The sequence below is a fragment of the Maridesulfovibrio sp. genome (assembly GCF_963676065.1).
Classification (GTDB): domain Bacteria; phylum Desulfobacterota; class Desulfovibrionia; order Desulfovibrionales; family Desulfovibrionaceae; genus Maridesulfovibrio.
The window spans coordinates 2,318,207-2,330,653 of record NZ_OY780933.1; the positions used below are offsets into that span (position 1 = coordinate 2,318,207).

Genomic DNA, 12,447 nt, shown 5'->3' on the forward strand with positions numbered 1-12,447 from the left:
TTTGAAGAGATATAAATTGTGTACTTCAGCAATCTGTTGCCTCTTGTTGGTAGTCGCCACTACGCCTTACTCGTTTGCTGGAGTTGATTGCATTGCCCTTAAGCAGGAAGTGAAAAATTATTACAATGGAATCAATGGCTACCCTAAGGATAAGGGGAAAATGATTGAGACCTTGAAAAAGGCAGAAGGAATGAAATGCACAACCCAAATGCTCATTCTTGGTGCTTTTTATGAGAAGGGACAATTCGTAAAAAAAAATATTTCTGAGGCCATGCGGCTGTTCTCTTCTGCAGCGGATATGGGGGATGTGCAGGCCATATCGCTGCTTGGTGAAACTTATCTTACGGGTGGAACAGTAGAGAAGGATTACGATAAAGCTATCCACTGGTTTGAAAAAGCTGCTGCTGAAAATGACGGTAATGCAATGTTCATGTTGTCATATATGTATCTGGATCCCCGCATAGGCATCAAGAAAAGGTCAGAAGGATTGGATTGGCTTCAGAAAGCTATTTCCGCCGGAGATGCCAGAGCTATGAACCAGATGGCCAGAATGCAGGAAAGCAGAAATCCAACCGAAGCTTTTTACTGGTATCTGCGGGCAGCAGAAAAAGGCATACCGGGCGCTCAGTACGAAGTCGCCATGCGCCTGGTTCAAGGGAAAGGAGTTGATAAAAGTCCTGCCAAGGCTAAAGAGTGGTTTGAAAAGCTTTCTGCCAAAATGAAGCCTTCCGATATTTATGACCTTGGAGTTGAGTTCTATGGCGGTGTCGGTGTGGAAAAAGATCACGATATGGCTGCATTTCTTTTTAATCTGGCAGCCAAGAGAAATTTTCCTGCTGCATATTACAGCCTTGGTGATATGTATGAGCATGGAAAGATTGGCGAAAAGAACCTCGGTAGCGCGAGTGTTGCCTATAAGAGTGCAGCAACCTTGGGTCACAATTATTCAATGTTCCTTCTTGGGCGGTTGTATGAAAAATCCGGGGATATGCAGAATCTTGTCGAAGCTTATCAGTGGTACTTGTTGGCGGATGCAGCCAAAGAAGCTTTAGCTAAGGATTCTCTGGAAAGGCTGAAAGGCAGGTTAAGCGAGAAAGAAATTAATGCAGCTAAAAAACGCGCTGAAATTTGGGCGCGCATGAACTCTAGGGTGCCTAACAGTTTAGATGTGTATTGACTGTAAAGTTGTTGTTTCGTCTGATCTGAAAACGTTCACTGTGCGCTTTTTGTGAAGTAGTAACTTAAGGGAAACATCCGTGGTTTCCACATGTAGCTATGTCTGGTGGTGTGAAAGGGGGAGACCGCGAGGCCCCCCCCACTCGATTTAATTATAAGCGTATTTAAAATTACTTTTGGTACACTGCAGTGGCCCAGCCGATGACATTGGATTTACTACCAGTCGCATACCATTTGCCATTACTTTTCAATTCAAATGTGCTGTAACGGTCCCGGCTGGGGCATATTTTTGCTTTTCCACTTCCGGCACTGCTTCCGCTCATGTAGTTCTGTTCGAACATATATGCTTTTATTTTAGTCGGTGAACCACTAGAGTCCTTCCTCTCTACAATAATCTTTTTGACCATGGATACATGTCCTATATTACGACGCGAACCAGTCCACTCAGATATAATTGAGCCGATTACCGGCGGAGCAGATGCATACCTATTTGCGTGATAAACCATCTTGATAGGTTTTGAATTATACTTACCTGTCACATTATGGAGTCCTTTGGCGACAACATCTCCATTACCTCTACTGCCGTTAATGCCGTAATATTTATGTAAAAAATCTTTGATCAGGCCGACACATTGATACTTGCCTGACTCATATGCATTACTACCATCCCAGATAGAGGCATAGTAGGTAGACTGTTTTTTTACCGGTCCAATTTTTGAAGACACACCAAGGAAACTCTCAGTCACTTTGACAGGTCGACCTTGCTTTACCCACTCACTAAAGGTGGTCATCACCGGTACGGTGAAACAAGCTTTTGTTGTTTTCGGGTTTTTTGCACTTGAAATCCTGCTCAGATCAACAACATTTTCAGCAATTGAGAGTTTGACAGCGCTAGAATATTCATTTTTTGCACCATTCTTATATTTAACCAATGCTTGAACAGAGCGTAATCCAGCACCACTTAATGTTCTGCTGAGAGTGTATTTACCCGCCCCTGAGCGATTTAAAGATATTAGTTTATCGTAATCTGCGAATTTGAGGTAGACACCCTTTAAATTGGAATCTGCAGAAGATTTACCTCGAACAACAAAGGTAAACTTATCTCCGGCCTTGCCCTTTTGGGGACTTATTGACAAACGGGGACTGAACTTACTGCTTGCACTTGAACTGGATCCTGATGTCTTGCCTTTTGCTTTCTTGTAGGCTGCATATTTTTTTAACGTATCTGAACGCAGAGCCAGAACCTGTTTCTTTTTTTGGGATCTTTCTTTGTAATGACGGAGAAAACTTTTAGATGATACTAAATCGCTCTTAAGTTTCTTGTATTCTTTATATTTTCTTTTATATTCAGTAGTTGCCTTTTTTGACTTGTTTTTCAGCAGCCAGGAACGGGTAGTTGAATATTCACTTAGTTCTTTAAATTCCTTGCTATATTTCTTTTTTCCGTCAGCAACATACTTAAGGTATGCTTTTTTTTGCGAAAGGTAGTCTCTTTTAGCTTTGAGAAAAGCATCGTATTCGCTTGATGCCACTGCTTGAGTGGCTAAAAGCAGAAAAAAAACACAGAGCAACCCGGCAGTTCGAACCAGAACCCTCATATCAGAATCTCCTTATGTCGTTTAAATACACTAATAGCCCAATGTTATTAGCAACTTCATATTTTCTAGTGGGTTAAAAGCCACATCATCATGGTTTCACTATCGGCAAGAATTTCGGTCAGCTTTTTCGCGGTAGCCCGCATGGCCTTTGCCACTGCCGGAGAATTTGCCGGTTTTTTTATTCCTTTATTGATTGTAAAAGTCCACGAAGCTTTCTTGGAACCAATTATTTTGCCTTCCTGAGCATCAATTGCTTTCACATCCAAAGAAATGGTTACAATATCCATCTGGCCGTCACTTCCGGTCCGTTTTACCTCAATGTGCGGATCGTAGCCCATAAATAGACCAAAACCGAATTCATTACTGAATTTATTAAGCTTATCCATGGTGAATCCACCCTGCCTGAGCCGGGCAAATTTACGTTCGGCATCGCCATGAAGGGAGCGCTCCATGGGCTCGGTTTCGCGCGATGCAACAACTTCTTCAATGCTGGTTCGGGCGGATTTCTCCATATTGCTGCCTGCATACTCAGGAGAAATGCAGTAGCAAAAATATACCGCACGGGCATGAACAGTAGCCGGGACAAGCAAACACCCCAGAATCAAAAATAATATCATACGTTTCATGATCTATCCCGCAAACTAATACGGCGTGCATGGATTCATGCACGCCGTATTAACAATTATGACTTGATAAGGTCCTCTCCGGCATCAACCACCTTTTCAAGATAGTCGATCTTCGGATCAGTCAGTTCGTACTGGGTATAAATCTGTGAGGCAGTATTGAACAGGTTGGGGATCAACATGATGGAACGTTCCAAGGTCAGCTTGATACGTTTCTTTGCAATTTTCAAAGCTTCCCTTTTGCTCTTACCGGTAACCTGAATGGTTTCAATGGCAAGAGTCTGAGGAAGCGCAGCCATCTGCGGTGCTGCAGAGCCGAGATAGCAGATATCCAGTGCGCATTTACCCATAACCACAGGCAGACAGGACACTGCCTTACCCATATTGTCGTATGCAGCATTAGCAACAGTCAGCATTTTCTGAGCAAGCAGGACACTGTTCTTGTTGTTGACAACAATTGTTTCTTCAGCTTCTTCCATGAATCCCTGATAAGCATCAACGGCATCGTCAAACATGTCTTCCTGCTTATCGAGTTTCTCTTCAAGAGGCTTGAATGCTGCGTCGAGATTGGCTATTTTGGCTTCGCGTTTGGCAACAGCGGCATTACGCTTTGCTACCTCAGCATCCTTTTTCTTCTGAGGCATCTTTGCAATAGCCTGCTGTTCCTTAATCTCTTCAGGGGTCGGTTCGGAAGAACCAAAAATATCCCCAAAACCAAAACTTATTTTACCGGTCAAAAGGCCAATTCTTTTCTCGTCAACATCATTGGCGTCTTCAAGTTTTTGCTTTTTCATTTCAAGAGTCGCAATCGCTTGCTTGATTTTCATGGTTTCTTTAGCCTGATAATCAACTTCTTTTTGGGTCTTCTTATAACGGTTTACCAGACTGGGATCGAGAAGACTGATAAAAGCACTTTCAAAACTGTTTCCTTTTTTGGATTTGGTTTTGACTGTTCTGAGACATCTACGGTTAACAGCTTCATCAACCCAGATCATACCTTTCTTTTTCATGAAGGCATTAAAGATCTGCTCTTCAATGGGGCGATTGAACACACGGCAGGCTTGTCTTCTGGAGGAAATAAGCTTCGAGCAGGCTTTTGAGCTGATTTTTTTCTTACCGAGAATAGCAGGAGAATCACAACCATCAGGTTTGTAGCTCATCACCTTGCGCTGATGGAGGATGCTCTCAATCATATACTGGGCGCCTTCGATGACCGGGCGTTCACCCATTTTCTTAAATGAGATTAAATCACTGATCGACATGTCACCATAGTATGAAAAGAAACTGAAATTTCGTTTTGTTTCTTTTTCAAGCCAGTCTGAATAAGCCTTTTCGGTAGCTTTATCCATGTCAGGCTTTTCCAGTTCATCAATCCATTTTGCATCGGCAGTAATCGGCATCTGATTAAGCATGACATTGTTCATCTTCAGCATAGCCGTAAGGGCATCAAGGAAAACCAGATCAAGTTCCAGTCCCTGCAGGGGATTTTCTCCGGCAACAACATCAGAAGCGTGCCCCATACTAGGCGTTAAAGTGAGGCAAAAAACAAGCAGTAGAGAGAGAGAAAGAGCCTGAATATTTTTTTTCATTGATCGCATTCCTTATAATTTTATTATTCAATGGTTCCCATGAATTCCAAAGGACCGTTATCCCTGAGTTTGTCCTGAGCCATCTTGGCTTTGCTCTTGCCTTTTGCGTAGAGCGAAAGACTCTGTTTCACTTGGGAAGCTGCTTTAAGCAAATCCTCGGAATCATCACCGAGGGCAATTGCCTTGCGGTATACAGCATTTGATCTTGCAAGATAGTTAAGCCGTTCGTCTTCAGAAATACTTTTCCTCGCCATGCATTCATAGGCTACACCGACATCATACAATGCATCCGTATTTTTCTGGTCTGCAGACAGGGTATCTCCAAGTGCGTCAAGTGCAATGTCGCAATTACCGCTATCAATAAACTTGGCTACGCGACTTAAACCTTCCCCGCCTGTTCTTAACGGCCGGTAAATATGAATCCGTTTAGGAGAAATCTGACGTGCCACCATATCCACAACACTATCCATGGCCATGTAGGTCATCTTGGCATTGGAAGGGAAATCCGCTTTATCATAGGCCGGGGCTTGACTGGTAACCGAATCCATGAACGACTTTGTTCCGCAATTCGTATAACTGTCATCACCATTGGATTTTTTCATAGTGGCTGAAATAGCCAGATTCACTGTCTTGTACAGATCCGTTTCATCGCTGTTATCAACGACTTCAAGAAGATCAACCTTGAATGTCAGAAAATGGTGCGGAGCCACAACCTCATCCACTCCCTTCCCTGCTTTGGAATTGACCATTTCACGCAAGGTAAAATACGGCACTTCACTTAATCTTTCCTTGGACTTCTGCAGCAGTATAGCGTTCTGGCGTTTGGTGATCCGTTTATTGCTCTTGTCAACATCGACAAGAATAAGTGAAGGATTTCCACATCCAGACCATTCATCCATATCCGGCGGCATAAGCATCTCCACGGCAATACCGTCACCGGACTTGCCCATGGTTTTACAGCCGCTGAGCGCGAATAAAAACACGCCGAGGAACATCAGACACAACACATTCATTTTAATATCAAATTTCATAAACATCCTTACTGGTTAAATCCAGAACAATATATTTTACCGACATGATTCCTCCAGATTTACCAATCTGAAGAAGAAGGTTTCCTTCGGTGTTTGGGCGTGGTGACCTTTTTGACCTCAATCTTGCGGCTCGCCATTTGAATACGAGTCTTATGCTGAAGTTCTTTCATAACCTTGTACATGTTTCGCTTCATCTTGGCGGTATTGAGAGAGGACTTGTACCAATAATTATGCAGGGAGCTGGTGTTCATGCAGGTAGAGCAGGGACGGAGGCTGTCATATCCTGAAAAAATCACCAGAAAATCTTCAATTTCCAACATCTCATCCATGCTGAAACCATCGAAGGTCAAGGTCCATTCCACTGCGGGACCCATAGCAGCACTATTGCTGTCTGCGCCGGCCCAGAGTGAATTTAGCTTGGTCGCGAGTGCATCTCCTACCTCCTGACCGAAAGGCTGGGCGATATCTCCAAGGGCTTCGTGAGCAGTGGTTTTGGTAAATGGCGGGGTAATGGCTTTATAAGCCGCTGGTGAAATTTCAAAATTACCAAACGCCCGGTTATCAACAACGGAAATCAAACGTCCGGTCACTCTGGCTTTGATTTGAAATAAGCCGTTAATTTTTTGAAGTCGGGGAAATACAGAAAAGATTACAATAACATCAGCACCGATATCACGTGCAATCTGAATAAGCTCAGTATCCTTGCGAAACTGACGGCCCTGCACGTGGGTGTCCATGGTAGCGGCCTCTTCAATCAGAACATCATATCCCTGATTAGTAAGAGAATTCTTGATCGCACCGTAGACTCGCTCAAATGCAGGACGTCCGCGCGGAACAGTTCCTTTAACCCCGTCTTCACCAGCAATAAGGATTCGTGGCATGTCAGTGGCGCCAGCCTGAATCGGCGCCACACATAACATCAACGCTAAAATAAAATATTTGAATGACGATAGTTGCAAAATTTCCTCCCCAAGAAATTCCCACCTATAAATTTTGCAATGCTGAAATTATCAAAGCTACGCTTTGTAAGGACAAATAATTGCTTTCATAAGATAACAGATCAAATAGATTCAAGAACAGCAGGGTTTTATCAGAAAACGATATTATTGAAAAGCTGATTGTTTACATTTTTTAATACTCAATATGCATCAGTAGAAGTGATTAATTACACATTTAAGAATGTCATCTCAAGTAACTTATAAATATATTGCAATGAGATTTACGGGGTGCTATTGGTCTGTGTGTTTTTTTAGTATTTATAAATATTAATCAATCGTTAAACACATATAAGGTATGTTCATCGACACATATAAGGTATGTATTTCGACATATTAAAATTTATGATCAATCAAAGATTAGTTTACTAATTTTTTCTATAGAGGCGTTAATGATGCTTCAATGAATTTAAAATCAATTTTGCGTGTGAATACTCAGGGAGGTGGGATGAAACGCTTAATATTGATCTTCTGTCTCATGCTGATTTTTCCTACTACAGCTCAGGCAGTACATGGAACAGGCAATGGCGAGACCAAGGATCTTGCCCTTCGAGCAGCATTGCAAAGCGCTGTCGAATCTGGTGTGGGGATATATCTTTCATCAAGCAGTGTAGTGGATGACGTAGAATTACTTAAGGACACCGTCGTCTCGCATGCTCATGGATTTGTCAAATCATACAAAATTATTTCAGCTAAAGCTGACTCTGACGATATGTGGAGCGTGGAAATTGACGCTCAAATCAGCAAAGACATACTCGAAAGTCACGTCAGCGTCCTTGAAACACTGATGAAACTTGGCGGGCACCCAAGGGTTATAGTGGTACCGGACAACAGTGATTTTGCCGCAATCTCACTGAACACTGAAGTTTTTGAGCCACTCATGGAATCAGTCCGGTCTGTCTTTCGTGACGATTTTCGTTTTGACGTAATTCCCTGCACCGAAGTGCGCTCACTCATTCACTGCAAACCAACGATTGAAAATATCAAAAGAGCTGCAACTAAAATCGGTGTTGATTTTATTGTAGCAGTCTCCATCACCGAGAAGCGCAATGGTAATTTAAATCTTATAATGCGTACCTTCCAAACTGTAAATAAAACAGAACTCGGTGCCTTCCGGGCGTCCATTAAAGCCAAGGGGCTGAAAAGACTGAAAGGCAGACCCTATTTCAAGGCAGTAGCTGAATTAGCTGAACCGGAAGTTTTTAAGACCTCAATCAATGCAGCCCAAAGCGTTGTAGGCGTGTTGCACGATGAGGTTGAGGGGGGCAACGGAACTCTTTACAGAGTAGTGCTCATCGACTTCAAAGACACCGACACAATCATCAGTCTTCTTGAAGACATTCCCGGCTCTGTCAGCATTAAGCCGGTTTTGCGAACTTCCAAACGATGCAGGCTGGAATACCGCTCGCACCTCACCCCCACCCAGTTATCCGGTAAAATACTCTCCGAACTGTCTCGAAATGGAGCCAAGGTCCTCCACAAACAGGAAGGGAAGACCTTGAAATATAAAAATGATATTAAAAAAGAATTTTAGTTTTTTTAGTGAATAGGAGTCACAATAATGCAATTCAGGTTCCGCTTCTCTCGCCGTTTTTTGATCATCATGTTTTGTTTCAGTTTCATAATTTTCGGAGGTTGTGTTGGCAAAAGAGCTACACTTCAGCACGAAGATCAGGTTAGCGATGTATTCGGCAGCAACTATTTAGTTCCTAAATTCCCCAAAGATGATGCCTGCATCGGTTACTGGGTCTCACCCAAAGGCCGATTTGTGGCTGATGCGCATTCTGAGGATATTGAAACCAGAACAGAACGCTCCCACAGCTCAATGGAGCAGGACTTTGCGTTCAGCGTAGGACTGGGTGTCACTGGTCAGACTTTCGCTGGTCCGGGAGGACACGCAGGCATTGATATCGGTGATCTGGACCGTACTCAGTTTCAGGGACTTGAAATCATAACCCCTGAAAATCTGGCAGAGATTTCATTTGAGCCCAATACCCCATACGTTACGGAAGCAATGCGTCTGACCCGCTATGATCTCGCATCAAAAGATAATTTTAAAACCGAGGCCGGAATAAAAGCCGGAACGACTATCGGTATTGGGGCAGCTCATACTGGTGTAGGAACTGATGCCAACAGCGGAACCAGCGGTGACGGACTTGTTGTTGCCTACAAGCTGGAAATGCTCGACACGATTATCCAAAAGAAGTCAGGTTATCTGCCTTTGGCGCTGAATAAAAACGTCAGCTATGACGAGGCCGGACTTTTTGCCAAAGTCAGACTGGCAACAGTCAAAGGCGGCTCAGGCACCCCGCTTCCATACAATATTCGTTGGGCCTGTGATGCTGCCGAAGCACAAAGCAGAGCCATGATAGCCGCTTGGATTATTGAGATAAAATCTCTGGGAGAACGTGAGATAAATGCGAAAATCGGTTTCCCAGCTCTGCCCACTTTAAACGGGTGCAGTAAATTTACCCAGGTAATAGATTCCTACCAGAAACATGGTACCGACACCTTTGTAAGAATTAAGGCCAACATAACTATTCTTGATTCAGAAGTGGATAACTATCTCAGACCTAAGGTCTTCGATGCCCGCATTGCATTTGTTGTTGAAGAATTTACCATCCGTGAAGTTTCTCCCCGTGAATTAGCCGCAAAATAGTTTGCCACAAAGGAAGCATCTATGAAAACTCTGACTCTAAGGTATCTTATTGCCTTAACTCTGACTCTGTTATGCGGTTTTGCAACTCAAGCTGAAGCTGGCTCGAAACCTGAAATAAGTGAAGCTACCGCTGTCCGTTCCGGGGATAATGCGCATTTACGGGTTAAATGGAAATCCAAGCAACCCGTAATAAAAGTTAAAGTTCTTGCCCCGGGAGAAAATAAAGCTCAAGTGTATAAACCTTCTCCCTATACGGACAACCGCTTGCGCGGAAGATACTATTACGGAGACTATTCTTTTGTCGTCGGACTGATCGGCGGAGAATCAAAGGAAACATTGGTTGTTGAGGCTCAGGATGTCAACCAGCGCATGAGCAGAGCGGTCAGGGTGGATATTCCGGAAATTGATAATGCCCAGAGCTTTGATTCTTCAGACAGGCTGGATGAACACGTTGATCCATATAGAGAATCCAGTGTGGAAAAAGCCGAGGCGGTTCATGATAAATTCAAGATTCCGCCGCTGATCCTTTCAAGCGATGTCGAACGTTTCGAAAACGGCAATGTTTCTGTTTCCGTGAAGGTCGGCGGGGAAGCCCTCTCCAGCATTAAAATCAGGATACTGAACGCCAACGGTGTGGAAGTTGATCAGGATGAGCTTTCAGCCGGAGGTATTGCTTTTTCCGGTTCCAGTAAAACATTTGAACTTCCTACAGGCAAATATAGCGCCAGAATCATAGCTACTTCTTCCAACGGGTTAACGTCTCCTGAAAAAAGTCTCAGTTTCACCGTCACCAAAAGTGCAGTTGTTGCTGAGAACGACTCAGTAAATACCCCCAATGATGCAGATTCTAAGATCACAGGACAGGATGATGCCGACTTGGGTGGAGACGATGCCGCCTTGGGCGGAGACGATGCCGACTTGGGCGGAGACGATGCCGACTTGGGCGGAGATGATGCCGACTTGGGCGGAGACGATGCCGACTTGGGCGGAGACGATGCCGACTTGGGCGGAGATGATGCCGACTTGGGCGGAGACGATGCCGACTTGGGCGGAGACGATGCCGACTTGGGTGGAGATGATGCCGGCTTGGGCGGAGATGATGCCGACTTGGGTGGAGACGAGGCTGGCTTGGGCGGAGACGATGCCGACTTGGGCGGAGACGATGCCGGCTTGGGCGGAGACGATGCCGCCTTGGGCGGAGACGATGCCGGCTTGGGCGGAGACGATGCCGCCTTGGGCGGAGATGATGCCGGCTTGGGCGGAGACGATGCCGACTTGGGCGGAGATGATGCCGGCTTGGGCGGAGATGATGCCGGCTTGGGCGGAGACGATGCCGACTTGGGCGGAGATGATGCTGGCTTGGGCGGAGACGATGCCGACTTGGGCGGAGATGATGCCGGCTTGGGCGGAGACGATGCCGACTTGGGCGGAGACGATGCCGACTTGGGCGGAGACGATGCCGACTTGGGCGGAGATGATGCTGGCTTGGGCGGAGACGATGCCGACTTGGGCGGAGATGATGCCGGCTTGGGCGGAGACGATGCCGACTTGGGCGGAGACGATGCCGCCTTGGGCGGAGACGATGCCGCCTTGGGCGGAGACGATGCCGCCTTGGGCGGAGATGATGCCGCCTTGGGCGGAGACGATGCCGACTTGGGCGGAGACGATGCCGACCTGAACGACGATGCGGGCCTAAATGACGTAGACAGTCCTCCGACTTTAACTGTCACTTCAAGACTGGAAGGCAGTATATTAAAAATAACATTAGATTCTTCTGATGATCATGGGCTCTCAAAAATTGTTGTCAGCAAAATCAAATCAGGAAGAATAATCGACACTGACAGCCTCCCCCTTTCGGGTACAAAAAGATATTACAAGCCTACAGAAATTGACCTAAAAGGAAAAAAGGCTGGAGATTATCGTATTACGGTTGTAGCCATCGACACGGCTAATAACGAAAGCCGTCAGGAAGAAATTCGCTTTCACTGGAAAGGTGGCCTAAAACCCAACGAACCACCAAGACTAAGCCTGTCTTCACGCGTGGAAAATGACAAATTATATGTCACCATTAGTGCCTCTGACGATAAAGGTTTATCCAAGCTCTACTTCAAAGACCCGAAAACGGGAGAAAGGATGCTGGCTAAAAATTTATCCGGCCCCACATACAATGACACTCTCTCTGCAGGCAACTTGAGCCGTCTTTCATACGGGACCCACTCTTTTGAAGGTATTCTGGTAGACACTGACGGCAAGGAAACTTCAGCGAAAGTATCTTTCACGAGATCAAAACCAAAGACCAACGAACCACCAAGACTAAGCCTGTCTTCACGCGTGGAAAATGACGAACTATACGTCACCATTAGCGCCTCTGACGACAAAGGATTATCCAAGCTCTACTTCAAAGACCCGAAAACGGGAAAAAGGATACTGGCTAGAAACTTATCCGGGACCAGATACAATAAAACGCTACCGGGAGGCAACTTGAGCCGTCTTTCATACGGGACCCACTCTTTTGAAGGTATTCTGGTAGACACTGACGGCAAGGAAACTTCAGCGAAAGTATCTTTCACGAGAGCAAAACCAAAGACCAACGAGCCGCCGAGGCTAAGCCTGTCTTCACGCGTGGAAAATGACGAACTATACGTCACCATTAGCGCCTCTGACGACAAAGGATTATCCAAGCTCTACTTCAAAGACCCGCAAACGGGAAAAAGGATACTGGCTAGAAACTTATCCGGGCCCAGATACAATAAAACGTTACCGGGAGGCAGCATCA

General features: G+C 45.2%; 9 protein-coding genes. 4 read left to right on the plus strand and 5 right to left on the minus strand.

The genetic code is table 11. The features are described 5' to 3' along the window. Position 1: 1 nt before the first annotated feature. The gene (locus ACKU35_RS10285) at positions 2-1,177 is read left to right on the plus strand and encodes a tetratricopeptide repeat protein (RefSeq protein WP_319759131.1); all 1,176 of its coding nucleotides are present in this window, start codon (positions 2-4) and stop codon (positions 1,175-1,177) included. Positions 1,178-1,346: 169 nt separating this feature from the next. On the opposite strand, the gene ACKU35_RS10290 is transcribed toward ACKU35_RS10285, so the two are convergent. The 5 genes from ACKU35_RS10290 to ACKU35_RS10310 all read right to left on the minus strand — a co-directional run bounded on the left by ACKU35_RS10290 (position 1,347) and on the right by ACKU35_RS10310 (position 6,898). Further along, the gene (locus tag ACKU35_RS10290) at positions 1,347-2,774 is read right to left on the minus strand and encodes a hypothetical protein (RefSeq protein ID WP_319759132.1); all 1,428 of its coding nucleotides are present in this window, start codon (positions 2,772-2,774) and stop codon (positions 1,347-1,349) included. A gap of 65 nt (positions 2,775-2,839) precedes the next feature. Continuing rightward, positions 2,840-3,400: a hypothetical protein gene (locus ACKU35_RS10295; protein ID WP_319759133.1), complete on the minus strand. Its 561-nt coding sequence runs from the start codon at positions 3,398-3,400 to the stop codon at positions 2,840-2,842. Between the two features lie 56 nt (positions 3,401-3,456). Further along, a complete protein-coding gene (locus tag ACKU35_RS10300) occupies positions 3,457-4,986 on the minus strand; it encodes a hypothetical protein (protein ID WP_319759134.1) in 1,530 nt (509 codons plus the stop codon). Between the two features lie 23 nt (positions 4,987-5,009). Then, entirely contained in the window at positions 5,010-6,017 is a 1,008-nt protein-coding gene (locus ACKU35_RS10305) for a hypothetical protein (RefSeq protein ID WP_319759135.1), read from the minus strand. Positions 6,018-6,076: 59 nt separating this feature from the next. After that, a complete protein-coding gene (locus ACKU35_RS10310) occupies positions 6,077-6,898 on the minus strand; it encodes a hypothetical protein (RefSeq protein WP_319759136.1) in 822 nt (273 codons plus the stop codon). A gap of 562 nt (positions 6,899-7,460) precedes the next feature. Between ACKU35_RS10310 and ACKU35_RS10315 the strand changes: the two genes are divergently transcribed. The 3 genes from ACKU35_RS10315 (at position 7,461) to ACKU35_RS10325 (ending at position 11,349) form a co-directional block, all read left to right on the plus strand. Further along, on the plus strand, positions 7,461-8,546 hold the full coding sequence (locus ACKU35_RS10315; RefSeq protein ID WP_319759137.1) for a hypothetical protein: 1,086 nt from the start codon (positions 7,461-7,463) through the stop codon (positions 8,544-8,546). Between the two features lie 27 nt (positions 8,547-8,573). After that, positions 8,574-9,671 carry a hypothetical protein gene (locus tag ACKU35_RS10320; protein ID WP_319759138.1) on the plus strand — a complete coding sequence of 366 codons (1,098 nt, stop codon included), beginning with the start codon at positions 8,574-8,576 and terminating at the stop codon, positions 9,669-9,671. A gap of 910 nt (positions 9,672-10,581) precedes the next feature. After that, the gene (locus ACKU35_RS10325; RefSeq protein WP_407944207.1) at positions 10,582-11,349 is read left to right on the plus strand and encodes a hypothetical protein; all 768 of its coding nucleotides are present in this window, start codon (positions 10,582-10,584) and stop codon (positions 11,347-11,349) included. Positions 11,350-12,447: the final 1,098 nt, after the last annotated feature.